General features: G+C 73.2%; 18 protein-coding genes. 9 read left to right on the plus strand and 9 right to left on the minus strand.

Going from position 1 to position 25,354, the window contains the following annotated elements:
* Window positions 1-33: 33 nt before the first annotated feature.
* The 5 genes from fabI to O7625_RS27715 form a co-directional block, all read right to left on the minus strand.
* Window positions 34-801 carry an enoyl-ACP reductase FabI gene (gene fabI / locus O7625_RS27695; RefSeq protein ID WP_282342742.1) on the minus strand — a complete coding sequence of 256 codons (768 nt, stop codon included), beginning with the start codon at window positions 799-801 and terminating at the stop codon, window positions 34-36.
* A 23-nt stretch (window positions 802-824) separates the two neighbouring features.
* Window positions 825-1,529 carry a beta-ketoacyl-ACP reductase gene (locus O7625_RS27700; RefSeq protein WP_282342743.1) on the minus strand — a complete coding sequence of 235 codons (705 nt, stop codon included), beginning with the start codon at window positions 1,527-1,529 and terminating at the stop codon, window positions 825-827.
* Between the two features lie 670 nt (window positions 1,530-2,199).
* Window positions 2,200-3,150: a VWA domain-containing protein gene (locus O7625_RS27705; protein ID WP_067312912.1), complete on the minus strand. Its 951-nt coding sequence runs from the start codon at window positions 3,148-3,150 to the stop codon at window positions 2,200-2,202.
* Window positions 3,147-4,169, minus strand: coding sequence for a DUF58 domain-containing protein (locus O7625_RS27710; protein WP_282347110.1), 1,023 nt, complete (start codon window positions 4,167-4,169; stop codon window positions 3,147-3,149). Before O7625_RS27710 ends, O7625_RS27705 begins: the two co-directional genes overlap by 4 nt.
* Entirely contained in the window at window positions 4,148-5,257 is a 1,110-nt protein-coding gene (locus O7625_RS27715) for a MoxR family ATPase (protein ID WP_282342744.1), read from the minus strand. The genes O7625_RS27710 and O7625_RS27715 overlap by 22 nt, the downstream gene beginning before the upstream one ends.
* A gap of 240 nt (window positions 5,258-5,497) precedes the next feature.
* Between O7625_RS27715 and O7625_RS27720 the strand changes: the two genes are divergently transcribed.
* Genes O7625_RS27720 through O7625_RS27730 form a run of 3 tightly spaced genes read left to right on the plus strand, consistent with a single transcriptional unit; the run spans window position 5,498 to window position 7,700 of the window.
* Window positions 5,498-5,728, plus strand: coding sequence for a hypothetical protein (locus O7625_RS27720; protein ID WP_067312915.1), 231 nt, complete (start codon window positions 5,498-5,500; stop codon window positions 5,726-5,728).
* Complete coding sequence (locus tag O7625_RS27725) at window positions 5,725-6,243, plus strand: PH domain-containing protein (protein WP_282342745.1); 519 nt, start codon at window positions 5,725-5,727, stop codon at window positions 6,241-6,243. The genes O7625_RS27720 and O7625_RS27725 overlap by 4 nt, the downstream gene beginning before the upstream one ends.
* Entirely contained in the window at window positions 6,240-7,700 is a 1,461-nt protein-coding gene (locus O7625_RS27730; RefSeq protein WP_282342746.1) for a PH domain-containing protein, read from the plus strand. The genes O7625_RS27725 and O7625_RS27730 overlap by 4 nt, the downstream gene beginning before the upstream one ends.
* Before the next feature lie 182 nt (window positions 7,701-7,882).
* Here the strand turns inward: O7625_RS27730 and O7625_RS27735 are convergent, their stop codons facing one another.
* Window positions 7,883-8,908 carry a phosphatase PAP2 family protein gene (locus O7625_RS27735; protein ID WP_282342747.1) on the minus strand — a complete coding sequence of 342 codons (1,026 nt, stop codon included), beginning with the start codon at window positions 8,906-8,908 and terminating at the stop codon, window positions 7,883-7,885.
* A gap of 191 nt (window positions 8,909-9,099) precedes the next feature.
* Between O7625_RS27735 and O7625_RS27740 the strand changes: the two genes are divergently transcribed.
* On the plus strand, window positions 9,100-9,507 hold the full coding sequence (locus O7625_RS27740; protein WP_282342748.1) for a hotdog domain-containing protein: 408 nt from the start codon (window positions 9,100-9,102) through the stop codon (window positions 9,505-9,507).
* Complete coding sequence (locus O7625_RS27745; protein WP_282342749.1) at window positions 9,504-10,334, plus strand: MBL fold metallo-hydrolase; 831 nt, start codon at window positions 9,504-9,506, stop codon at window positions 10,332-10,334. Before O7625_RS27740 ends, O7625_RS27745 begins: the two co-directional genes overlap by 4 nt.
* A gap of 132 nt (window positions 10,335-10,466) precedes the next feature.
* Here the strand turns inward: O7625_RS27745 and O7625_RS27750 are convergent, their stop codons facing one another.
* Window positions 10,467-11,399 (minus strand): carbohydrate kinase, encoded by a 933-nt coding sequence (locus tag O7625_RS27750; protein WP_282342750.1) that lies wholly within the window; start codon window positions 11,397-11,399, stop codon window positions 10,467-10,469.
* A 338-nt stretch (window positions 11,400-11,737) separates the two neighbouring features.
* Between O7625_RS27750 and O7625_RS27755 the strand changes: the two genes are divergently transcribed.
* The gene (locus O7625_RS27755; RefSeq protein WP_282342751.1) at window positions 11,738-12,865 is read left to right on the plus strand and encodes a lytic polysaccharide monooxygenase; all 1,128 of its coding nucleotides are present in this window, start codon (window positions 11,738-11,740) and stop codon (window positions 12,863-12,865) included.
* A gap of 93 nt (window positions 12,866-12,958) precedes the next feature.
* On the opposite strand, the gene asnB is transcribed toward O7625_RS27755, so the two are convergent.
* On the minus strand, window positions 12,959-14,920 hold the full coding sequence (gene asnB, locus O7625_RS27760; RefSeq protein ID WP_282342752.1) for an asparagine synthase (glutamine-hydrolyzing): 1,962 nt from the start codon (window positions 14,918-14,920) through the stop codon (window positions 12,959-12,961).
* Window positions 14,921-15,205: 285 nt separating this feature from the next.
* On the opposite strand from asnB, the gene O7625_RS27765 reads away from it, so the two are divergent.
* The 3 genes from O7625_RS27765 to O7625_RS27775 all read left to right on the plus strand — a co-directional run bounded on the left by O7625_RS27765 (window position 15,206) and on the right by O7625_RS27775 (window position 19,646).
* A complete protein-coding gene (locus O7625_RS27765) occupies window positions 15,206-16,687 on the plus strand; it encodes an aminopeptidase P family protein (RefSeq protein ID WP_282342753.1) in 1,482 nt (493 codons plus the stop codon).
* Window positions 16,688-17,405: 718 nt separating this feature from the next.
* Entirely contained in the window at window positions 17,406-17,687 is a 282-nt protein-coding gene (locus O7625_RS27770; RefSeq protein ID WP_282347111.1) for a hypothetical protein, read from the plus strand.
* Window positions 17,688-17,972: 285 nt separating this feature from the next.
* The gene (locus O7625_RS27775) at window positions 17,973-19,646 is read left to right on the plus strand and encodes a right-handed parallel beta-helix repeat-containing protein (RefSeq protein WP_282342754.1); all 1,674 of its coding nucleotides are present in this window, start codon (window positions 17,973-17,975) and stop codon (window positions 19,644-19,646) included.
* A 98-nt stretch (window positions 19,647-19,744) separates the two neighbouring features.
* Here O7625_RS27775 and pulA read toward each other — a convergent pair whose 3' ends face one another.
* Window positions 19,745-25,240, minus strand: a complete 5,496-nt coding sequence (gene pulA / locus O7625_RS27780) for a pullulanase-type alpha-1,6-glucosidase (protein WP_282342755.1) — start codon at window positions 25,238-25,240, stop codon at window positions 19,745-19,747.
* Between the last annotated feature and the right edge of the window lie 114 nt (window positions 25,241-25,354).

A 25,354-nucleotide genomic window follows, 5' to 3' on the forward strand; every position in this document is an offset into this window, starting at 1 on the left:
GCGCCCCGGTGTCCGGGGCGCCCCGCGGGTGGTTCAGGCGCCGAGGACGTGGTACCCGCCGTCGACGTGGACGATCTCGCCGGTGGTGGCCGGGAACCAGTCCGACATCAGCGCCAGGCAGGCGCGGGCGGCCGGCTCCTGGTCGGTGAGGCTCCAGCCGAGCGGGGAGCGCTCGGTCCACGCCTGCTCGAACTGCTCGAAGCCGGGGATGGACTTCGCCGCCATGGTGCGCAGCGGCCCGGCGGCGACCAGGTTGCTGCGGATGCCCTGCCGGCCCAGGTGTACCGCGAGGTAGCGGGAGACGGACTCCAGCCCCGCCTTGGCCACGCCCATCCAGTCATAGACCGGCCAGGCCTTGGTGGCGTCGAAGGTGAGGCCGACCACCGCGCCGCCCGGCGACATCAGCGGCAGCGCGGCCATGGCCAGCGACTTGTAGGAGTACGTGGAGACCTGCAGGGCGGTCGCCACATCCTCCCAGGCGGCGTCGAGGAAGCCGCCGCCGAGGCAGCTCTGCGGGGCGAAGCCGATCGAGTGGACCACCCCGTCGAGGCCGCCGACGTGCTTGCGCACCTGGTCGGCGAGGCCGGCGAGCTGCTCCGGGTTGGTCACGTCCAGCTCGATGACCGGCGCCGGTTGGGGCAGCCGCCGGGCGATCCGCTCGACCAGCGAGAGCCGGCCGTAACCGGTGAGCACGACCTGGGCGCCGTTCTCCTGGGCGAGCTTGGCCACCGAGAAGGCGATCGAGGCTTCGGTGATGACGCCGGTGACCAGCAGCCGCTTGCCGGCGAGCAGTCCTGACATGTGTTGGCTTCCTCCGTACGTTCTCAGTGGCCCATGCCGAGGCCGCCGTCGACCGGGATGACGGCGCCGGAGATGTAGCCGGCGGCGTCCGAGGCGAGCCAGGTGACCACCCCGGCGACCTCGTCCGGATCGGCGAACCGACCGGCGGGGATGACCTTGCGGTACTCGGTGCGCCGGTCCTCGGGCAGGCTGGCCGTCATCTCGGTGTCGATGAAGCCCGGGGCGACGACGTTGGCGGTGATGTTGCGGCTGCCCAGCTCCCGGGTGATCGAGCGGGCCACCCCCACCAGGCCGGCCTTGCTGGCGGCGTAGTTGACCTGGCCGGCGCCGCCGTAGAGGCCGATCACCGAGGAGATGAAGATCATCCGGCCCCACTTGGCCCGGAGCATCTTGGACGAGGCCCGCTTGGCGCAGCGGAAGGCACCGGTCAGGTTGGTGTCGACCACCCCGGTGAACTGCTCCTCGGACATCCGCATGAGCAGCGTGTCGTCGGTGATGCCGGCGTTGGACACCAGCACCTCGACCGGCCCCAGCTCGGCCTCGATGGCGGTGAAGGCGGCGTCGACGGAGGCGGAGTCGGTGACGTCGCAGCGGACCCCGAACAGCCCCGCCGGGGCGTCGCCACTGCGGTGCGTGACCGCCACCCGGTCACCCTGCTTGGCGAAGGCCTGCGCGATGGCCAGTCCGATTCCCCGGTTGCCGCCGGTCACCAGCACGGTGCGGGCCACAGGTCCCCCTTCGGTTCCGCTGATCATTCCGGTCGGAGCCTAGGCCTTACCGGCAGGTAACCCTAACGGAGCACCGTCGTGTCGGGGTCGGCGCGGCCGCTGCGGCGCAGGGCGGCCGGCGGTTGCCCGACCCCGCCGTCACGCCCCGGATCCGGCCGGTCACCGCCGGCTGACCGGACCGGGACCGGCACGCTGAGTACGGATGCCCGGCGTCCCCGTTGTACGATGATCGGCGTTCCGAGCCGAAGGCGGCTCGTGTTTCCAGCCCCGCCGACCACAGGAGGTGATCGCTGTGCGAGATAGCGATCCTCCCAGTCGTGGCCGGGCCGTCCGTCAGCCCCGCTGAGCCACGACTCAGTCGGTTGAGCTGACCCAGCTCCCGCTCACCGCGCCCCACCCGCACCGCCGACCCCCGCCGTACCGGCCGGGGAGTCGACGGCCGCCGGTCCCGCGCGGTGCAGCAGCCCGGTCACGACTTCGTGTGTGCGCCCCGATCAACCCCCTGCGGTCCCGCCCGCCCCGCGGACCGTCCCGTCGCCACCGGAGCCGTTCATGAGCCGCTACGTAGCCCCCCTGAGCTTCACCCTCGCCGCCGTCTGGGTCGCCGTCGTGTTCGTGCTGGCCGGTGGCGGTCACTGACCGCCACCGACCGGCACGGCAGCACCCCGGTTCACAGCATCCGGGAGGTCCACAACAGGCTCAGCCCACCCGCGCAGAGCGCCAGCAGCAGCGCCACCCCGGCGTACCACTGGGTTATCTCGCGCGGCTCGGTGCGGAACCCGATCGACGAGCCCATGTCCTGGTAGACCTGCTTCAGCTCGGCCACCGAGGCCGCCTCGTAGAAGAAGCCCTCGGTGGTCTCGGCGAGCTGGGCCAGCGCCAGCCGGTCCACCGGCACCCGCTGCAACTGGCCGCCGATGTCCACCTGCCCGGAGTCGGTGCCGAACGCGATGGTGGAGACCGGCACGTTCGCCGCCTGCGCCGCCGCCGCGGCCTCCTCCACCGACCGGCCCGAGGTGCGGAACCCGTCGGAGAGCAGCACGATCCGGGCCGGCGGAATGCCGGCCGCGCCGTCGGCCGGCACCGACCGGATCGCCTCCAGGCAGGTGAAGACCGCCTCACCGGTGGCGGTCGCCTCGGCCAGGGTCAGCCCGTCGATCGCGGCGGTCACCGCGGCCCGGTCCTTGGTGGGTGCCACCAGCACGTTCGCCGCCTTGGCGAAGGAGACCAGCCCCAGGTTGTAGCTCACCGGCAGCTCGCCGACGAACTGCTTAGCCGCCTCCTGGGCGGCCTCCAGCCGGTTCGGTGACACGTCGTCGGCCTGCATGGACAACGACACGTCGATGGCGAGCATCACGGTGGCCCGCTCCAACGGCTCCTCGGTGTCGATCGCCGGCCGGGCCATCCCGGTGGCCAGCGCCACCATCGCCAGCAGCAGCGCGGTCGCCGCCGCGTGCCGCCGCCAGCCCAACCCCTTGGGCGCGAGGGTGCGCAGCAGGTCCACGTTGGTGAACCGCATCGCGTACGCCCGGCGGTGGCGCTGCCGCCAGACGTAGGCCGCGGCCAGGGCCAGCACCGGCAGCAGGGTCAGCAGCCACCACGGTTGCATGAAACGGATCATCGCGTCGTCCCCCGGGTGCGGGCGTGCCGCTGGGCGGCCACGAATCGCACCATGTCCAGCAGCCAGTCTCGGTCGGTACGCAACAGCAGGTGCCCGGCGCCGGCGGCCCGCATCTCGGCGGCGTTCGCCGCGCGCTGGGCGGCGGCCTCCTCGGCGTACCGGCGGCGCAGCCGAGGATCCGCGGTCTGCACCTCGTGCAGCTCGCCGGTCTCCGGGTCCACCACCGGCAGCACCCCCACGTCGGGCAGCTCCAGCTCACGCGGGTCGACCACCTCGATGGCCAGCACGTCGTGCCGGACCCGCAGCTTCCGCAGCGGACGACCCCACTGCGCGGGTGGCGCGAGGAAGTCGGAGATCACCACGGCCAGGCCCCGGCGGCGCGGCGGCCGGTTGAGCAGGTCCACCAGTGCGCCCAGGTCGCCGCGCCCGGGGCGCAACGGGGTGTGCGCCACCGCCCGCAGCAACGCCTGGGCCTCCCGCCGGCCGGAGCGGGCCGGCACCCGGGTCAGCGTCCCCGGCCCGGCGGGTGGCGGCGCGGCAGGTGGCGGGGCGGCGGGCCGCCACCGGCGGGCAGGCGCGGGCGGCTCCTGCGCCCCGGTGCCGATCACCGCGCCGATCCGGTTCCCGCCGCGCACCGTCAGGTGGGTCAGCGCGGCCGTGGCGGCGACCACCACGTCCCGCTTGAGCCAGCGGCCGGTGCCGAAGTCCAGGCTCGCCGACAGGTCCACCGCCAGCCAGGTCTCCAGCTCCCGGTCGGCCACCGTACGCCGCACGTGCGGGGTGGTGGTGCGGGCGGTGACCGGCCAGTCCATCCGGCGTACGTCGTCACCGGGGCGGTACTCGCGGGACTCCCCCGCCTCGCTGCCCGGACCGGGCAACAGCCCTGCGTAGTCGCCCTGAAGCAGGCCGTCGAGTTTGCGGGTGACCAGCAGTTGCAGCCGGGACAGCACCGCCTCGGTCCGCTCCCCGGCGGCGTCGGCCGGGCGCACCGGGCCGGTCACGGCCGCTGGCCGGGCCAGCCGCCGGCCGGCGGGCCACTGACCGGCGGCGACGCGGACGCCTGCTGCCGGGGGGCCACCGAGGGCAGTGGAATGGTCGACATCACCCGGTGCACCACGTGGTCGGCGGGCACGTCGTCGGCGAGCGCGTCGTAGCTGAGCACCAACCGGTGCCGCAGGATGTCCGGCGCGATGTCCTGGACGTCCTGGGGCAGCGCGTAGTCCCGGCCGCGCAGCAGCGCCAGCGCCCGGGTGGCCCGGACCAGGCCGAGCGAGGCCCGCGGGCTGGCCCCGTACTGGATCAGCCGGGCCACGTCGGGCATGCCGTGCTCGGCGGGGCTGCGGGTGGCCAGCACCAGCCGGACCGCGTAGTCGACCAGCGCGTTGTGCACGAAGACCTGGTCGGCCTTGCGTTGCAGGGCGAGCAGGTCGTCGGCGCTGAACACCTGCGCCGGCTCGGGTGCGGCGACCCCCATCCGGTAGACGATCTCCCGCTCCTCCGCGTCGGTGGGGTACCCGACGACGATCTTCATCAGGAAGCGGTCCCGCTGCGCCTCCGGCAACGGGTAGACGCCCTCCTGCTCGATCGGGTTCTGGGTGGCCATCACCAGGAACGGGTCGGGCACCCGGTGGGTCTGGCCGCCGATGGAGACCTGCCGCTCGCTCATCACCTCCAGCAGCGCCGACTGCACCTTGGCCGGGGCCCGGTTGATCTCGTCGGCGAGCAGGAAGTTGACGAAGACCGGCCCCAGCTCGACGTCGAACTTCTCGCTCGACTGCCGGTAGATCCGGGTGCCCATGATGTCCGCCGGCACTAGGTCCGGGGTGAACTGCACCCGGGCGAACTCGCCGCCCACCACCCGGGCCAGGGTCTCCACCGCCAGGGTCTTGGCCACCCCCGGCACCCCCTCCAGCAGGCAGTGTCCGCGGGCCAGGAGCGCCACGAACATCCGCTCCACCATCCGGTCCTGCCCGACGATCACCCGCTTGATCTCGAACAACGCCCGCTCCAGCAGGGTGGCGTCCTGGGCGGGGGTGGTCACCGCCGGAGGTGTCCCGGGGGACGTTCCGTTCGGGGTCGGGGCGTCGGGCGTGGTCGGCTGGGCCACCGGTCCTCCACAGCATGATCGGTCGTCGTGGCGTGGTGCGGTACCAAGACTCGCATGCCCGGCTGAGAGCCGAGGCGGCGAGAACCCGATTTCGGACACACCGTCCGGATCACCGAATCGCTGAACGAGGGTGGACACGGAGGGGTCTGCCGCGTGTACGATTCACCCCGTCGCCGGGCGGCTCCCCCCGTGGCCGCCCGGCGCTCTAACCTCCGGTCCCGGCGTGTCTACACTCCCCGGGTGACCGATCCCACCCCCACCGACGACGCCCCCGTCTGTTCGTCCCGGGGGTGCCGCGCGCCCGCCGTCTGGGCGCTGCGCTGGAACAATCCCCGGCTGCACGTGCCCGACCGGCGCAAGACCTGGCTCGCCTGCCCGGCCCACCGGGGCAGCCTCGGTGACTTTCTCGACGCCCGCGGGTTCCTCCGGGAGGTCGCCCCGCTCCCGGGATCGCATACCCTCGAAGCGTGAACGCTGCCGAGCCACCCCAGTCCCCGGTGAGCGCCCTGGAACCCTGGCCGGACACCGTCCGCTGGCAGCCCATCTCGACCGACCTGATCTGGGTGGAGCTGCTCCGCCTGGCGCTGGGGGTGGCGGTGCTGCTGGTCGGGCTGGCGCTGGGCTGGGTGTTCAGCGGGCACTGGCTGTTCGGCGTGGGCTGCGCGGTGGTGCTGCTCGGCGGCGGCTGGCGGGTGGTGACCATCGTCCGCGCCGTCCGCGCCTGGGGGTACGCCGAACGCGCCGACGACCTGCTGGTCCGGCACGGGCTGCTGGTCCGCCGGCTGTCCATCGTGCCGTACTCGCGGATGCAGTTCGTCGACGTCAGCGCCGGCCCGCTGGAACGCGCCTTCGACCTGGCCACCGTGCAGCTGCACACCGCTGCGGCGGCCACCGACGCCCGGGTTCCCGGCCTCCGGCCGGCCGAGGCGTCCCGGCTGCGCGACCGGCTCACCGCGCTCGGCGAGGACCGGGCGGAGGGGCTGTGACCGACGGTCCCCCCGGCCCCGGCGCGGCCCGTCCCGCCGACCCACCACCCGCCCCACCGGGCGTCACGGCGGCCCCGCCGGGTCCGGCCGAGAACGGCACGGCGGCCGGTGACGTCGAACCCCGGCAGCGCCTGCACCCGCTCAGCCCGGTGTTGCAGGGGGCGAAGTCCCTGGTGGTGGTGATCGCCGGGCTGTCCTGGTCGACCCTGTCGAGGGTCGGCTTCGGCTGGTTCGCCGTGCTGGTGGCGGTGCTCGCCCTGGGCGCGACCGTGCTGGCGGTGGTCAGCTGGTACAACACCGGCTACCACATCGTCGGGCGGGAACTGCGGGTCTACGAGGGGCTGCTGTGGCGGCGCACCCGGGCGATCCCGCTGGAACGGTTGCAGGCCGTCGAGGTGGTCCGACCACTGCTCGCGCAGCTCACCGGCCTGGCCGAGCTGCGGCTGGAGGTGGTCGGCGGCGGCAAGACCGAGGCGCCGCTGGCGTACCTCTCGGTCGCCGACGCGGCCCGGCTGCGGCAGCGGCTGCTCACCGTCGCCGCCGGCATGCCGGGCACCGAGGTCGGCGACGCGGCCGTGCCGCCGGCCGTCGGCGCACCGGCGGACGGCACCGGCCCGGTCGCCCGCCCGACCGGCGGGGAGCCGGCGGGCCGCCCGCTGCACGCGGTGACCAACACCGACCTGCTGGTCAGCCAGCTCCTCACCCCGCAGGCGTTCCTGCTCCCGGTCGGGGTGGCCTTCGTGGTGGCGCAGTTCCTCTCCGAGGGCTCCTGGTCGTTCATCGCGGTGGCCAGCACCCTCACCGCGATGGCCGGCGTGCTGCTGCAACCCGTCCGCCGGGTCCTCGACGACTGGAACTTCCGGCTGGCCCGCGAGTCCGACCGGCTGCGCATCCACAACGGCCTGCTGGAGACCCGGATGCAGACCGTGCCGCTGGAACGGGTGCAGACCGTCGGGGTGACCTGGCCGCTGCTCTGGCGGATGAAGGGCTGGCTGCGGCTGCGGTTGGAGGTGGCCGGCTACTCCGGCGGCGAGGCCGACGACCGCAACCGGCCCGACCGGCTGCTCCCCGTCGGCGACCTGGACGTCGGCACGGCGATCGTGGACGAGGTGCTGGCCGGGGTGCGGTTGACCGCGCTGCCGTTGACCCCGCCCCCGACCCGGGCCCGCTGGCTGCGCCCGCTCAGCGCCCGGGTGCTCGGCGCGGGGCTGCACGAACGGGTCTTCGCCGCCCGGTCCGGCCTGCTCACCCGGCAGCTCGCGCTGGTGCCGTACGCCCGGATCCAGAGCGTGCGGGTGGTGCAGGGGCCGGCGCAACGACGGCTGCGGCTGGCCACGGTGCACGTCGACACCGCCGGCGGGTCGGGGGCCGCCGCGCCCCACCGCGACCTGGCCGAGGCCTGGACGCTCGCCGCGGAGCTGACCGCCCGCGCGCACGCCGCCCGCCGGGCCGGCTGACCGCCCGCACGCACCGCCCGGCCGGCTGACCCGCGGGCTCAGTCCCGGGCGGGCTCAGTCCCGGGCGGGCTCAGTCCCGGGCGGGCTCAGTCCCGGGCGGGCTCAGTCCCGGGCGGGCTCAGTCCCGGGCGGGCTCAGTCCCGGGCGGGCTCAGTCCCGGGCGGGCTCAGTCCCGGGCGGGCTCAGTCCCGGGCGGGCACCGGCGCGGCGGGCGCGACCGGCGCCGAGGGTTCGTCGTCCCCGACGGAGGCGGCCCGCCGGGACCGCCGGGACCGCCAGGCCCGCTCCGCCAGCCCGACGACCAGGAACGTCAGCCCCACGTACGCCCAGCCGACCAGCACGTCGATCACGTAGTGCTCACCGCTGTAGACCAGGGTGAACGTCATCGCCAGCGGGTACGCCAGCAGCAGCGGCCACCACCGGCGGCGGGTCGACCGCAGGAAGAACAGCACCACGAACAGCGCCCAGGCGGTATGCAGCGACGGCATCGCGGCGACCGGGTTGGAGGCGATCTGCCCGGCGTTGAGCAGGTTGCCCGCACCGTGCATGCCGAACTCCTTCCACCCCCGGGTGGAGATCCGGGCGACCTCGGTGAGCAGCCCGTTCTGCGCCGCCCACCACGGCGGCGCGGCCGGGTAGACGAAGTAGGTCACCAGACCGGCGGCGCAGAGGAAACCCCAGCGCCGCATGTACGCCGCCCAGCGCTCCCGGCTGCGCAGCCAGAGCACGGCCGCCGCGGCCAGCGTCACCACGAAGTGGGAGAAGTAGACCCAGCTGACCAGCACGTCCCACCAGTGCACCTCGGGCCGGTAGAGGTGCTGCTGGAGCCAGATCGTCGGCACCTCGCCCCCGGTGGCCCAGCCGAACATCACCCGGTCGGCGACGATCAGCTCGTAGGCGTGCGGGGTGCGGCCGTTGTCGGCGAAGCCCCGGGAGAGGTTGTAGAAGGCGAGCAGCAGCACCACCGGGATCCAGTCCCGGGCGAAGGCCAGGTGGCTGCGCCACGGCCGACCCCAGTTCCAGGCGACGGTGCCGGCCCAGATCCAGAGGAAGGCGTACGCCGGATCTGTCGGCAGGCCGATGACGAGCCAGGTCACCACGAAGGCGACGGCCCAGACCGACATCGCGGTCACGCGACGCCGGCCACCGGCGGACGCCTCGGCGGTGGGGGACGGGACGGGGGGCGGGGGCTCAGTCACAACGGCCATCGCCGTCAAGGTTAACGGTGGGCGACGCATCGACCACCGCCGACCACCTGCCGGGTGACCGCCGGGAGCCGGGCGCCCCGCCGGGGGCCGGCACCACCCGCCCCGCCGGGGCCGGACCACCGGCGTCGCGGCACGGCCGGGCCGTCGATCTCCCGGCCGGCGGCGGTAGCCCGCCCACTAGGCTGGTCCCCATGCTGGAACAGCCGGACGCACCGTTCCCGCCGGGGCTGGCCGCCCGGGTCGAGCTGACCGTCACCGACGCCGACACGGCGCGGGCCGTCGGCTCCGGTGACGTGCCGGTGCTGGGCACCCCCCGGGTGCTCGCCCTCGCCGAGGCCGCCACGGTGGCCGCGACGGCGGCCGGGATGCCCGCCGGCCGGACCACGGTCGGCGTCCGGGTCGAGCTGGCGCACCTGGCCGCCACCCCGGTCGGGCGGACCGTGGTGGCCCACGCCCGGCTGGCCGAGGCCCACGGGCGGCGGCTGCTGTTCGAGGTGACGGTCACCGACGGCGACGTCACGGTGGCCTCGGGGCGGATCGAGCGGGCGCTGGTCGACCGGCAGCGCTTCGTCGAGCGGGCGGCGCGGGTGCCGTCATGACGTTCCGCTTCGTACCGGTCGCCGACGGGGTGCACGTGCTGCGGGAGCCACTGCTCGACGTCAACGTCACGCTGGTGGTCGGCGACGGCGCGGCGCTGCTGGTGGACACCCTGTCCACCGCCGGGCAGGCCACCGCGCTGGCCACCGCGGCACGGGCGGTCACCCCGCACCCGTGGACGCTGGTGAACACGCACCACCACTTCGACCACTGCTTCGGCAACGCCACGCTCGCCGCCGACCCGCCCCGCCCGGTGTACGCGCACGAGCGGGCCGCCGCGGCGCTGCGGGACCGGCCGGACCGGCTGCGCCGGGCGGCGTACGAGGAGATGCGGGCGGACCACCCCGCGCTCGCCGCCGAGCTGGCCGGGACGACCCTGCTGGCCCCCACGCACACCGTGCACACCGAGACGGTGCTGGACGTCGGCGGCCGGCGGGTGGTGCTGCGGCACCCGGGGCACGGGCACACCGACGCCGACCTGGTGGTGCACGTGCCGGACGCCGACGTGCTGGTCGCCGGGGATCTGGTGGAGCAGTCCGGGCCGCCGGCCTTCGAGGAGTCGTACCCGTTGCAGTGGCCGGACGCGGTGGCCGAGCTGCTGCGGACGACCACCCCGGCGACGGTGGTGGTGCCCGGCCACGGCACGCCGGTGGACGTGGAGTTCGTCCGTGCCCAGCATGCCCGGCTGGCCGAGCTGGCCTGGCTGATCCGGGCCGCGCACACCGGCGGCGCACCGCCGGAGCGGGTGGCGGCGGACTCCCCGTTCGGCGCCCGGCCCGGCCTCACCGCCGCCCGCCGGGGCTACCGCGAACTCGACGGCGCCCCCTGACGGCCGCCGGCTGACCGGCCGGCGCGACAGCGCGGGCGGCCGGGCCGCACGGCGGAGCGGCGCGGCAGGTCGGGGCCGGGTGGCGACCGGCGGAGCGGCGCGGGCGGCCGGGCCGGGTGGCGCGGGCCGTGGTCAGTCGCCGAAGCGGTGACGCACCTCGTCCCGGGTGGGCATGGCGACCGCCCCGCCCGGCGACTCGCAGACCAGGCCGGCGACCCGCAGCGCGAACGCCACCCGTCGGTGCCAGTCGCCCGGCCCGGTCGCTGCCCCGTCGGCCAGCAGCTCGGCCATGAGCGCCGCCATCACCGAGTCCCCCGCACCGGTGGCGTCCACCGCCCGGACCTTCGGCGCGGGCACCCGGACCGGGTCGGGGCCGGCGGCGACCAGGGCACCGTCCGCGCCGAGGGTCACCACCACCGTGCCCGCGCCCAGCTCCCGCAGGTACGCCGCGACGCCCTCGACCGGCTCTTCGGGCCAGAGCAGCGCGGCGTCGGCGGCGCTGAGCTTCACCAGGTGCGCCCCGGCGGCGAACTCCACCACCACCTCCCGCAGAGCGGCCAGCTCCGCCGGGCCGGACAGCAGCCGGGGTCGGACGTTGGGGTCGAAGACCCGCAGTCCCGGCGCGAGCGACCAGGCCCGGCGGGCGGCGGCCAGGGTGGCCGGGCGCAACAGCACGATCGAGCCGCAGTAGAGCACGTCCGCGCCCTCGACCAGCGCCACGTCCAGGCCGTCGGCGGCGAGCAGGCCGTACGACGGTGGGTCGCCGTAGAACCGGAAGTCCGGCTCGGCCCCGGTGTGCGTGGTCACCGCCAGCGTGGTGGACGCCGCGACGGTGACCGTCCCGGTCAGCCCGACCCCGGCGGCGGCCAGGAAGTCGCGGATCCGGTCGGCGAGCACGTCGTCGCCGAGCGAGCCGACGAACTGGGCCGTGCCGCCGAGCCGGGCCACCCCGACGGCGACGTTGAGCGGGCCGCCGCCGATCGCCTGCCGGAACACCGGCCGCCCCTCGCACTCGGCGTCCAGCAGGTCGATCAGCGCCTCGCCGAGCACCACCGCGTATCCCACGTCGCCTCCCAGCGCGTCGTCGTCCGCCTATCAGGCTGGCACAACGGCCCACGCCGATCGGGGCCGGCCAGGCAACAGAATCTCACCCATCGAGCAACGACTATTGCATGGTTCGTCCGGGCGTGATGGTATTGGTGTGCCGGGCCGGCGCGGAGGGCTGCCGCATCCGCTCGGCGATCAGCTGGGGTCAGACGCGAGAGGCACCGGTCCGTGGGCACGGACCGCCGACGGCACGCGTCCGTCGGCCCCTGTCGGGCCGCCGGCCAGAGCCGCGACCGACGCATCCCCACCTTGTGCGGGGCGGGCGCTCACGCCACCCCGCGGATCAGGAGAAGCTCGTGCTCCGTTCTCGTACGGCCGCGTTGTTCACCGCGGCCGCCACCCTCGCCTTCGGGGCCGTCGCCCTGACGGTGCAGCCCGAACCGGCCGCCGCGCACGGCACGCCGATCGTTCCGGGCAGCCGGACCTACCTGTGCTGGCAGGACGGCCTCAGCCCCACCGGCGAGATCAGGCCGAACAACCCGGCCTGCTCCGCCGCCGTCGCCCAGAGCGGCACCAACTCGCTCTACAACTGGTTCAGCGTGCTCCGCTCGGACGCCGGCGGCCGTACCGTCGGCTTCATCCCCGACGGCAAGCTGTGCAGCGGCGGCAACACCGGTTTCGCCGGGTACGACCTGGCCCGCACCGACTGGCCGCTGACCCACCTGACGTCCGGCGCACGGCTGGACTTCAAGTACAGCAACTGGGCGCACCACCCGGGCACCTTCTACTTCTACGTGACGAAGGACAGCTGGAGCCCGACCCGGCCGCTGGCCTGGAGCGACCTGGAGGAGCCGTTCCTCACGGTGACCAACCCGCCGCAGCGGGGCGCGTCGGGCACCAACGAGGGGCACTACTACTTCAGCGGGAACCTGCCGTCGGGCAAGTCCGGCCGGCACATCATCTACTCCCGCTGGGTCCGCTCGGACAGCCAGGAGAACTTCTTCGGCTGCTCGGACGTCACCTTCGACGGTGGCAACGGCCAGGTGACCGGGGTCGGCAGCGGCAACAACCCGACCACGCCGCCGCCGACCACCCCGCCGCCCACCACCACCCCGCCGCCCACCACCACTCCGCCGCCCACCACGACCCCGCCGCCGACCACGACCCCGCCGCCGGGCAACAGCAACTGCATGGCGGTCTACAAGGTGGTCAGCGCCTGGAACGGCGGTTTCCAGGGCGAGGTCACCATCATGAACCACAGCACCCGCACGTACGGGGGCTGGGCGGCGAGCTGGACCTGGCCCAACGGCCAGGTGATCTCGCAGGTCTGGAACGGCACGCTGAGCACCAGCGGGTCGACGGTGACCGTCACCAACGCCGCGTACAACGGCGCGATCGAGCCGGAGAGGACGGCCACGTTCGGCTTCACGGCGAGCAGCTCCGGCACCAACGGGCTGCCCACGATCACCTGCTCCGGCCGGTGACCGGGTACTGACAAGGCCGCAGGCCCCCGCCCTTCGGGGCGGGGGCCTGCGTTCGTCGGACGACCGGCGTGCGCCGGTCACCACCGGGACCGGTCAGCGGACCATGCTGCCGACCACCGGCTTGGTGAGCAGGGCCGACTGGTTGCGCTGGATGCCCGGGTCGAGGGTCTTGGCCACGAAGATGGCGTGCCAGATGCAGAAGATCAGCACCGTCCACACCTTGCGGGAGTTGTCCGCCTCCTCCCGCTTGTGCTCCTCCAGCAGCCGCATCGCGTACGACAGGTCGATCAGGTCGCCGGCGCCGGAGGTGGACAGCACGTGCCGGGCCCACTCGTACATCTCGCCGCGCAGCCAGACCCGGGTGGGGGTCGGGAAGCCCAGCTTCTTACGGTTGACGATGGCCGGCGGCACGACCCCCTGCAACGCCTGGCGCATGGCGTACTTGGTGGCGTCGGAGCGGGGCGGCAGCTTCAGGTCGACCGGGATGGTGGCCGCCACGTCGAAGACCGCCCGGTCCAGGAACGGCACCCGCACCTCCAGCGAGTGCGACATCGAGATCCGGTCCGCCTTGACCAGGATGTCGCCGCGCAGCCAGGTGTAGAGGTCGACGTACTGCATCTTGGTGACGTCGTCCAGCTCGGTGCACTCGGCGTAGATCGGGGCGGTGACGTCGGTGTAGCGCACCGAGGGGTCGTAGCGGCGCAGCAGGTGCTGCTTCTCCTCCTCGGTGAACATCCGGGCGTTGCCGTAGTAGCGCTGCTCGATCGGGGTGGTGCCGCGCTCCAGGAAGCTCTTGCCCTTGACCCCCTGCGGGATCGCCTTGGAGACCGCGCGCAGGCCCTTCTGCACCCCGCCGGGCAGGCCGTTGACGGTGCCGAGGGAGAGCGGCTCCCGGTAGATGGTGTAGCCGCCGAAGAACTCGTCGGCGCCCTCGCCGGAGAGCACCACCGTGACGTGCTCGGCGGCCTTCTTGGCGACGAAGTAGAGCGGCACCAGCGCCGGGTCGGCCACCGGGTCGTCCAGGTGCCAGACGATCTTCGGCAGCGCGTCGATCATGTCCTGCGGCCCGATCTTGGTCGGGATGGTGGTCACGTCGAGGTGCCGGGCCGACTCCTGGGCCACGTCGATCTCGGAGTAGCCGGGCACGTCGTAGCCGACGGTGAAGGTGAGGATGTTGGGGTTGAACTCACGCGCCAGGGCCACCACGGCGGTCGAGTCGATGCCGCTGGACAGGAACGAGCCGACCGGGACGTCCGAACGCATGTGCATCCGGACGCTCTCCCGCAGCGTCTCCCGGATCTCGTGGTAGAGCCGCTGCTCGTCGGCGACCGGGGCGGGCCGGAACACCGGTCGGTACCAGCGCCGGACGTCCAACCGGCCCCCCGGGGACCAGCTCAGGTACTCCCCGGAACCGATCCGGCTGATGCCCTGGTGCAGGGTGCCGGGCTCGGGGACGTACTGGAGGGTCAGGTAGTGGCTGAGGTTGGCGGTGTCGATCCCGGCGTCGCCCTGGTAGTAGGAGTGCGCGAAGGGCAGCAGCGCCTTCTTCTCCGAGGCGAGGTAGAGGCCGTCGGCGGTCTCCAGGTAGTGCAGCGGCTTGATGCCGAAGTAGTCCCGGGCACCGAACGCCCGGCGCTCCTGCCGGTCCCAGATGACGAAGGCGAACATGCCGCGCAGCCGGGTGAGCACCTGCTCGCCCCAGTAGTGGTAGCCGGCGACGATCACCTCGCCGTCACCGGCGGTGGCGAACTGGGCGCCGAAGCTCCGGGTCAGCTCCTCCCGCAGCTCGATGTAGTTGTAGATCTCGCCGTTGAAGGTGAGCAGGTAACGACCGTTGGCGTAGGGCAACGGCTCGTGGCTGGACGCGACGTCGATGATGGCCAGCCGCTTGTGCGCGAACACCCCGTCCGCGTAGTGGCCGGTGGCGTCGCCGACCACCTCGACCCCTGTCTCGTCCGGTCCGCGGTGGTGCAGGCATTCCAACGCCCCCGCGATGTTGTCACGGTGGGCGGCGGCGTTGCCGTTCGCGCTGAAGAAGGCCAGGAGTCCGCACATGGCCGCCATCTTTCCACGCGGCCCGACGCGGCCGTGCGGCACCGCACACCCTGTCCCTCTCCGCCCGACACGATCCGCCCCGCCCGCCCCCGCGCCGGGCGGGCCACGGGCCGGCCGGGCGGCAACGGGCCGAGCGGGCGGCGTGTCGAGCAGGCGACGGGCGAGCGGGCGGCGGGTCGCGGCGGGTCGGCCGGGCGGCGGAGCGTCGGGTGCGGGACCGCAGGCACCCTGTCGGGCCGGAGCCGGAGTACCGTCTGGACGAGCGACGAGGCGAAGGGAGCCGACATGGCCGAGGAACGGACGGACGGCAAGCCGGCGGACGGCACCGAATCGCACGACCCGGACTTCCCGGAGGCGTTCCTGTCCTTCATGCGGAAGGGATGGCGGGACACCAGCCTGCCGGTCGGCCCCCGGCCGGAGGTGCCGCACCACGCCAAGCGGCGGGAGGCGCTCTCCGCGGCCTTCCCGGGCGAGACGCTGGTCATCCCCACCGGCACCGAGAAGGTACGCGCCAACGACACCGACCACCCGTTCCGGCCGGGCAGCGACTTCGCGTACCTGACCGGCGACCACGACCCGGACAGCGTCCTGGTGCTGCGGCCCAACGGCTCGGGGCACGACGCGACGCTGTACATGCGCCCCCGGTCCTCGCGGGAGACCGACGAGTTCTTCCGCAGCCGGCACGGTGAGCTGTGGGTGGGCCGGCGGCACACGCTGGCCGAGAAGTCCACCGAGCTGGGCCTGGCCACCGAGGACCTGACCGCGCTGGACGGCGCGCTGGCCCGGATGGCGCCGGGGCGGACCAGGGTGCTGCGCGGCTTCGACCAGCGGGTGGACGCGGCGGTGCGCCCGTGGGACGGCCCCCGCGAGGAGGGCCAGCCGGCCCGGGACCGGGAGCTGGCCATCACGATCGCCGAGCTGAAGCTGGTCAAGGACGAGTGGGAGGTCGCCCAGCTCCAGGAGGCGGTCGACGCCACGGTACGCGGCTTCGAGGACGTGGCCCGCGCGCTGCCGGCCGACCGGGGGGTCTCCGAGCGGCTGCTGGAGGGGATCTTCGCGCTGCGCGCCCGGCACGACGGCAACGACGTCGGCTACGGCTCGATCGTCGGCGCGGGCGAGCACGCGACGATCCTGCACTGGGTGCACAACCACGGCGCGACCCGCCCGGGTGAGCTGCTGCTGATGGACATGGGCGTGGAGAACCGCAACCTCTACACCGCCGACGTGACCCGGGTGCTGCCGGTCGACGGCCGGTTCACCCCGCTGCAACGCCAGGTCTACGACGCGGTGTACGCCGCCCAGCAGGCCGGCATCGACGCGATCAAGCCGGGGATCGGGTTCCGCGAGGTGCACCTGACCTCGATGCGGGTGCTCGCCGAGGCGTTGAAGGACCTCGGCCTGCTCCCGGTGAGCGTCGACGAGGCGATGGACCCGACCTCGACGGTCTACCGGCGGTGGACGCTGCACGGCACCAGCCACATGCTCGGCATCGACGTGCATGACTGCGCCAACGCCCGCAAGGAGAAGTACCGCGACGGCGCGCTGGGCGAGGGCTACGTGCTCACCGTCGAGCCGGGGCTGTACTTCCAGCCGGAGGACGAGCTGGTCCCCGAGGAGCTGCGTGGCATCGGCGTCCGGATCGAGGACGACATCCTGGTCACCGCGACCGGCTCGGTGAACCTGTCGGCGGGGCTGCCCCGGCGCTCCGACGAGGTGGAGACCTGGCTGGCCGAGCAGCGCGAGGCAGGCCCCCGCCTCCCCGGCTGACCCGACCGAGCCCAGCACCATCCGCAGCGGCCCCGCCGCCGGAGGCGTTCCCCGATGGGGTGACACGCACCGGCGGCAGGGCCGCAGTCGCCCACCCGCTCCGGATCCCGTAGCTCCCCAGCCTTGCCCTGCGCGCTGTCGCGCCCGGACGAACACTCCACGACCGGGCCCGCCGACGCCCACACCCCCCGCGCAGCCGTGGCGACGAGACGGAACAGCCCCATGATCGTGCTCGATCCATGTTTCAGTGGCATCCCACCGTCACGAGGCCACTACGTCATGGACAACACCGTTGCGCAAGTGGAACGACTATTCGTCAACCAGCGCTGCCTCGCCGATCATGGAGTTGCGGTGGGTAACAAAACGCCCGCAAAATCCCCAAAATCGGCACCACAACTCCATGATCGCCAAGCGGGCCCAACCTCGGTCGGGCGCTTCCTGTCTCGGGGTGATCAGCCGCCGCTTCCGGCTCACACTTACCCTCTCGTTACCTGGGAGTGTCCGAAACGAAGACGCCCAAGCCCTGATGACCGTATAGATCACCGGTCTCGATCAGGATCGTGATCGCCTGATGCGCCCGGTACACCCCGACGGACGAGGAAGGGCGAGACAGGATGATCTATCGAGCCGGGCTGCTGCTGCCGCAGCGCGTCCGCGCCGGCACCCTCGGCACCCGTCGGTGGCGCGGTCTCCGGATCCGGACGGCCCGGAACAGCGGGTGGCCCCGGTGACCGACCCGTGCTGGATCATCCACCTGCCGACCAGGCTGACCAGCGCCGACGAGGCCGCCGCCCTGGCGATGGCGTTACGCCGCTCACTCGGGCACGTGCTCGCCATGGACTTCGGCGAGACCACCCTCTCCGAGGAGGACCGGCAGTCCACCCGTACCCGGATCTGGTGCGACGCCCCGCTCGACGGCCCCGGCCCCCGCCCATACCCGGCCGGTCGCTGCGGGCGCCCCGCCGGCCACGACGGCGGGTGCGCGCCGACGCCAGAGTGAGCGGCCCACGATCATCTGCGTGCTTCGGCACTACGGAGGCCACTACGTCGTGCTTTCAGCACGGTCTTGCGTCGGCGGGTGGCGGTGGGCAGGTGACGCCCGGCCGTCCGAGAATGCGCCTGACCGAGGACCGGCGTCCCCAAAGCGGGCTTTCTTCGGCTTTGCCCTCATAGCGAGGAACCTTCTCATACCGTGTCTTTCGGGAGCTACAACCGATTTGTAGCAGGGGACGTCCGCTCAGGCGCGGCGACCCTGTCTGGTACGAGGAGAGGGCAGAGAGCTCCGATGTCCAACTACCTAACGAACAACGAAGCCTCCGCGCGGGCGACGGGGAGCAGGAGCCGTCGCAAGCTCTGGCTCGCCAGTGGCGTCGCCGGGTTGACAGGTGTGGTCAGTCTCGCCGCGGTCGGGTTCGCCGGCAGCGCCGGGGCGGTCGGGGTGAGCGGACTGACGTGGAACACCACTCAGCAGGTCACCAAGGACGGCGACCAGGGTCGCGGCGACGAGGGTCGTGGCGACGAGGGTCCGGACCGGGGCGGCAAGGACGACCGCGACGGCAAGGACCACGAACGGGGGAAGGAGGTGCCCTGTGACACCGACCGGCTCATCCAGGCCATCGTCTTCGCCAACAGCCGCGACGGTGGCGTGCTGGACCTGGCCAAGGGTTGCACCTACAACCTGACCCGCAACCAGGACGGCAACGGTCTGCCGGTGATCACCCAGGACATCACCCTGCGGGGTGAGCACACCACGATCACCCGGGACGCCACCGCCGAGTACTTCCGGATCCTCAACGTGGGTCCGGGTGGTCACCTGAACCTCAAGGGTCTGACCATCAAGGGTGGGCAGACCATCGAGGCGTTGCAGCCGGTCTCGCCGGCAGCGGTCTGGGGGGCCTACTCGGACTCCCAGGCGCTCGCCGCCCAGGTCAAGGCCGGCACCCCGCTGGCCCAGGCGCTCGCCGCCCGCAAGGCGAACCCGAAGGCCGGGCTGAAGGCCGCGCCGAAGGCCGCCCGCAAGGCCGCCGTGAAGGCCGCGCCGAAGGCGAAGGCGGGCAAGGTCACCACGCTGGTCGAGGAGCCGGGCGTCAACGACGGCGCGGGCATCCTGGTGCAGCCCGGTGGCGCGGCCAACCTGTTCGACACCTCGGTCGTGCTGAACCAGTCCGGCGGCAACGGCGGCGGGCTGGCCAACTTCGGCACCACGTCGCTGCGGCACAGCGAGATCGCCCACAACACCGCCTTCTTCTTCGGCGGGGGCATCTTCAACGCCGGCCTGCTCACGGTCGACGAGTCCACGATCACCGACAACACCGCCATCGTCGGTGGCGGCGGGGTCGCCAACGGCGCTGCGGAGATCTTCACCGAGGACGTCGACGGCGGCACCGTCCTGATCGAGAAGTCCAAGATCACCGACAACGAGACGCTCGGCTTCGGTGGCGGTATGCTCGACATCGGGGGCAACACCACGGTGCGCTACACCGAGCTGCTGTCGAACACCGCCGTGCTCGCCGGCGGCGGTCTCGCGGCGGCGGACGCCCAGGTCAACGTGCACGACTCGACGGTGGCCAAGAACAGCACCGCCGGTGTCGGCGGCGGCGTGGCCGTCGCCTTCGACAGCGCGGTCACCATCGAGAAGAGCCACCTCAAGGAGAACACCGCCGGCTTCTTCGGCGGCGGGCTGTTCAACGCGGACAGCGTCACCACGGTGCGGGAGTCCGAGATCGTCGCCAACCGGGCGCTCGGCCCGATCGGCGTCGGCGGCGGCATCTTCAACATCTTCGGCGAGGTCAACCTCAGCCGGACGAAGGTCGCCAACAACTTCGCCACCCTCGCTCCGGGCGGTGTGTTCACCTTCGAGGGCGCGGTGAACGTGGACAACCGGTCCGCGATCGTCGCGAACCGCCCGACGAACTGCCTGGCCATCCCGGGCGACACCATCCCGAACTGCTTCGGCTGAGCATCCTCGGATGACGTGCGGCCGGTGACGGCGGCACACCGGGCAGGACGCGAACCGGCCCCCCTCCGCACCACGCGGAGGGGGGCCGGTCGTCGCTGTCAGCGCTGGACGAAGACCGCCACGCTGCGCGCCGGCACGGTGAAGGTGCCCGCCGCCCGGTCGAACGAGGCGGTCCGCAGCACCGGATCGGCCGAGTCGGCCAGCACCGGGTGCAGGGTGGTGTCCGTGCCCCGCAGCCCGGTCACCGTCTGCTTCGCCGCCGTCGGGGTGCCGTTGAGGACCACGGTCACCGACCTCCACCGGCCGCCCAGCCCGCGGGCGTCCAGGGTCATCGTGAGCACCCCCGGGGTCTCCCTGACGCCGGACAGCGGGAACGCGACCCGCTGCTGCACCTGCTCGGCGGTGGAGAGCCCGAACACCGGCGAGGAGCGCCGGATCCGCAGCAGCTCGGCGTACCGGGCGTCGGCCAGGTCGATCGCGGCGCAGTCCGGCACCAGCGACGGGTCGGCCAGCCGCGGCTTCGCGTACGACCACTTGTCCTGGTTGTCCGCTGCCGGGGGAAGACCCGCGCCGAACCCGTTGCCCTGCGTGCAGTCCCAGCGGATCTGGTTGAACCAGTCCCCGGAGTTGTAGGAGTTGCGGTCCAGCGACTTCGAGCGCAGCCGCTCGGAGCCGGCCGCCACGAACCCGGTGCCCTGCCCGAGGACGGTGGTGGCCAGGGCCAGCACCTGCATCCGGGCCCGGTCCGTCGCCGAGGTGCCGGTCGGCAGCTTGTAGGCCAGCGCGTCGTACAGGATCTCGTTGTCGTGCGCGTCGACGTAGGTGACCGCCTCGCCGGGGGCGGCGGTGTAGCCGGCCGGCGAGCCGTTGTAGTCCACCTGCGCCCCGGTGACCTTCCGGCCGGTGGAGTCGGTGAACCGGTAGCCGCGCAGGTTGCCGGTCAGCCCCACCTTGATCAGGTCCTGCTGGTGGCGCAGCCGGGCCTGCTGCTCGGCGGCGGTGCCGTTGACCGGGTCGCCGTTGGGGTCGGTGTAGAGGCCGGAGGCGAAGCCCTGCACGCGCGGGTTGGCGTCGAACGGGCCGCCGCCGCGGACCGCGTCGCGGAGCCGGTCGTTGAAGGTGCCGATCCCGGTGCCGGCCATGTTGGCCTGGGTGGCCTGGACGAACCGGGCGTCGTCGGCGACCTCGCCGAAGTTCCAGCCCTCGCCGTAGAGCAGGATCTTCTTCCCGTCGACGCCGTCGCGGGCCGGGGTCAGCCGGTCCAGCGCGGCCCGGACGGCCAGGATGTTCGCCTTGGGGTGGTGGCCCATCAGGTCGAACCGGAAGCCGTCCACCTTGTACTGCTTCGCCCAGACGACCAGCGAGTCGACCACCAGCTTGCCCATCATGGCGTGCTCGGGGGCGGTGTTGGCGCAGCAGGTCGAGTTGGCGACGGTGCCGTCGTCGAGCAGCCGGTGGTAGTAGCCGGGCACCACCTGGTCCAGCACCGACTTCGCGTCGGTGCCGGCGGCGGAGGTGTGGTTGTAGACCACGTCGAGCACCACCCGCAGGCCGGCGCCGTTGATCCCGGCGACCATCCGGCGGAACTCGGTGGTCCGCTGCTCCCCGTCCGGGTCGACCGCGTAGCCGCCCTCGGGGACGGTGTAGTGCAGCGGGTCGTACCCCCAGTTGTAGCCGTCGGTGTCGGCGACCGCCGCGACGCACGCCTGCTGCCGGTCGGAGTCCGGGGGCAGCGCCGCCAGGTCGCAGTCGGGCTGCCGCTGGTCGGCCCGCTTCTCGGGGATGGTGGCGAAGTCGAACACCGGCAGCAGGTGCAGGTAGTCGACCCCGGCGTCGCCGAGCGCCCTGAGGTGTTTCATGCCGGCCGTGCCCGGGTCGGTGAAGGCCAGGTAGGTGCCCCGCCGGTCGGCCGGGACGGTGGTGTCGGCGATGGAGAAGTCGCGTACCGACAGCTCGGAGATCTGCGCCTGCGACGCGGGCGGCGCGGCCGGCTTGCGCAGCCCGGACCAGCCGGGCGGGGCGAGCGCCGGGTCGGTCAGGTCGACGATCCGGCTGTGCGTGGAGTCCGCCGCGAGCGCCACCGAGTAGGGGTCGGTGACCGACGCGGTGACGACCCTCTGGGCGGCCGGCTGCCAGGCTTCCACCCGGTAGCGATAGTAGCGGCCGGTCCAGTCGCGGCTGCCGCGCACCGACCAGACGCCGGTACGGTCGTCGCGGCGCATCGCCACCGTGCGCGGCGGCGCCGACGGCGTGTCGGACAGTTCGAGCGCGACCGTCCGGGCGGTGGGTGCCCAGACCGCGAGGGTGGGCACCCTGCCGGCGAAGGTGACGCCGAGCGTGGCGTCGGTGGCGGCCCGGTACACGTCGTCGAGCACGCCGGGGATCTGCACCCCGGTCGCGCCGAGCAGCGCGCCCCGGGCGTCGCGTTCGGTCACCACGAGCTGCCCGCGCAGCGCCGCCGGCACCTTCGCCAGGTCGGCCCGGTCGAGCCGGAACGCCTGGTGGGACCACAGGTGCGGGAAGGCCGCCCGCTGGGCCTCGGTGAGCCCGTTGCGCTGCGCCCGCAACGGCAGCGTGGTGTACGTCCCGGACAGCTCGCCGTCGACCACGCCCAGCCCGCCCGCCGGTGCCGCCACCAGGGCGTACGCCTTGCCGTCGGTCGGGCCGGTCGACCAGGCCACGGTGCCCCGGTCGATCCACTTGGCCTGCTGTTTCGTGATGTCGACGTGCTTCGCCGGGCCGACCGCCGAGGGGGGCAGCAGCCGGCCGGGCACCCCGCCCAGCAGCCAGACCTCGTGGCCGACCCCGGTCAGGTCGAGGCGCTGGTCGTCGGGCTGGTCCTTGGTGTCGCCCCGGTGGATGATGTAGTTGAGCCCGGTCGCGCCGGCCGCCAGCGGCACCCGGAACACCGCGCCGAACGAGTCCACCTTCTCGGGCGGCAGCGGGCTGGCCCAGTCGGTCGGGGTGGCCGCGCCGTCCCACACGTGCAGGCCCCAGCCGGCGTAGTCGTTGTCGGCCTTGCGCCAGTGGATGAGCGCGGTGCCCGGGTCGACGGGCGGGTCGGGTTCGCCGGTGGCGGCCTGCCGGGTGGGATAGAGCGCCGGGTCGCCCTGCTTGACCCAGACCTCGCCGGTGGCGGTCACGTCGATCGTGCGGTCGTCGGCGACGTCCTTGGTGCCCGCCTTGTCGACCACCAGGAACCCGACGGACTTCGCCCCGGGCTTGAGCTTCACCCAGGCGAACCGGCCGTACGAGTCCTCCCCGGCGAACGGCTGCCCGGCCGGCCACTGCGTGACGTACGCCGGATCGATGTCGCCCCAGGCGTAGAGCCCCCAGTCGGCGTAGCCGCCGGCGGGGCGCTGGTAGTGCACCACCAGCCAGTCCCGGGACGCGCCCTGCGCCGGGGTGCCGACCACTGCGGTCGACCGGGTGGCGGTGGTGCGGCCCTTCCCGTCGCGGACCACCGCCTTGTACTCGACCCGGGTGCCCCCGGCCAGCCCGGTCAGGTCGTGGTGCACGGTGTACGGCGCGGTGTGCGCGCTGCCCAGCAGGGTCCACTTCCCGCCCGCGACCCGGGCGGCGACGGTCACGGTGGCCAGCGGGTCACCGGTCACCCGCGCGGTGACGGCGGCCCGGGTGGCGACCGGGTCGGTGCCCGGCCCGGTGAGGGTGACGGTCGGCTTGGCGGCGGCCTGCGGGACGGGCCGGGCGGCCCGGAGCACCACGGCCGACCCGGCCGGCACGGTCAGGCTCAGCTGTCCGTCGGTGCCGGCGGTCGGGGTGGCCGCGCCGCCGTAGATGCCGGTGAAGGTGGTGCCGGGTGACCAGGTGTCCACCCGGACAGTCTGCGGGGTGCCGGCGTTGTTCACCGCCACCAGGTACTCGGTGCGGTCGGCCGGGGAGATCCGGGAGAAGGCGAAGACGCCCGGCCCGTCGGCGGCGTACCGGGTGACCTGCACGCCGTCGCGCAGACCGGGGTGTGCGGCCCGCAGCCGGCCCAGCTCGGCGATGGTCCGGTAGAGCGGGTGGCTGGTGTCGAACTGGTCGCTGGCGTGGGTGCGGGTGGTGCCGATCAGGTCGTCGTCGAGGTAGTCCGCCGTCCGGGTGGCGAACATGTCCTGCCGGGCGTCCTTGTCCCCGCCCGGCCCGGTGAAGCCCTGCTCGTCGCCGGAGTAGACCACCGGCTGGCCCCTTGTGAGGAACATCAGCTGGTGGGCGAGCCGGTCCCGGCCGAGCTGGTGGGCGTCGTCACCCCCGGCGGCGGCGATGAACGAGCCGATCCGGCCCATGTCGTGGTTGCCGAGGAAGGTGGTCAGCCGGCCGGCGTCGGTGTCCCGCGCGGCGTACAGCGAATCCTTGGCGTAGACGTCGGCGAGCGCCTTCGCCGGGCCGTCGGCGGCGGTGTAGGCGCGGGCCGCCTCCTGGAAGGAGAAGTCGAGGGTGGCCGGCAGCCCGCCGCGCCGCACGTAGGTGGAGGTGACCTCCTGGTCGGCGCTGTAGACCTCGCCGAACATGAAGAAGTCCTTCTTCCCCGCCTTGTCGGCGGCGCGCTTGATGCCCTGGCTGAACTGCGGCCAGAAGTCGAGGTTGACGTGCTTGACGGTGTCCAGCCGGAAACCGTCGACGTCGGTGCTGGCGATCCAGTCGCCGTACGCCTTGGTCAGACCCCGGACCACCTCGGGCCGCTCGGTCCACAGGTCGTCGAGGCCGAAGAAGTCGCCGTACTCGCTGTTCTCGCCGGCGAAGGTGGAGTCGCCCCGGTTGTGGTACATCGTCGGGTCGTTGAGCCAGGCCGGCACCTTGACGCCCGCGTCGGCGGGGCTGGCGAAGGTCGGTGTGTACGGGCCGGCGTCGGTGTCCACCCGGGGGAAGTCCCGGGTGCCGTCGGCGTAGTTGCGGTCCTCGAACTCCCGCCCCTGCGCGTCGGTGTACGGCGACGTCTTCTTGTCGACGTAGGCGTACCCGTCCTCGGCATATTTGATGACGTCGGCGGTGTGGTTGACGATGACGTCGAGGTAGACCTTGATGCCGCGCTGGTGGGCCAGCCGGACCAGCCGCTTCATCTCCTCGTTGCTGCCGAAGTGCGGGTCGACCTGGGTGAAGTCGGTGATCCAGTAGCCGTGGTAGCCGGCAGAGACGTCCGCGCCGCTGCCCTGGACGGGACGGTTCTTGAAGACCGGCGCGAGCCAGATGGCGGTGGTGCCGAGACCCTGGATGTAGTCGAGCTTGTCGATCACGCCCTTGAGGTCGCCGCCGTGGTAGAAGCCCTTGTCGGTCGGGTCGAGGCCGGTGCGCAGCCGGTCGCCGGTCAGGCCGCCGGTGTCGTTGCGCCGGTCGCCGTTGGCGAACCGGTCCGGCAGGACGAAGTAGAACTGTTCGGCGCGGCCCCGGCCGGTGCCGGCGGCGAGCAGCGCCTCGGTGGTGGGTTCGGCACCCCACTGGGCGGCGCCGGCCGCGGCGAGGGCGTCGACGGTGGACGGCCGGTCGGTGGCGTCGGCACCGAGGTTACGGACGGCGACCGGGAGGCCGACGAGGGCGAGGGTGAGGGTGGAGACCAGGGCGAGCAGCGCCTTGCGCGGCAGCGGGGGTTTCATCGACGGCCTTCCTATGGTCGTGATTCGCCCGCACGCTAGCCCTTGCTGAAACGTTCTGCAATACCTTGCAAACCAAGTCGCAACAAAGCAGCAACCTTGCAGAGACCCGGACGG

The organism is Micromonospora sp. WMMD714, assembly GCF_029581315.1.
In the GTDB taxonomy this organism is placed as follows: domain Bacteria; phylum Actinomycetota; class Actinomycetes; order Mycobacteriales; family Micromonosporaceae; genus Micromonospora; species Micromonospora rifamycinica.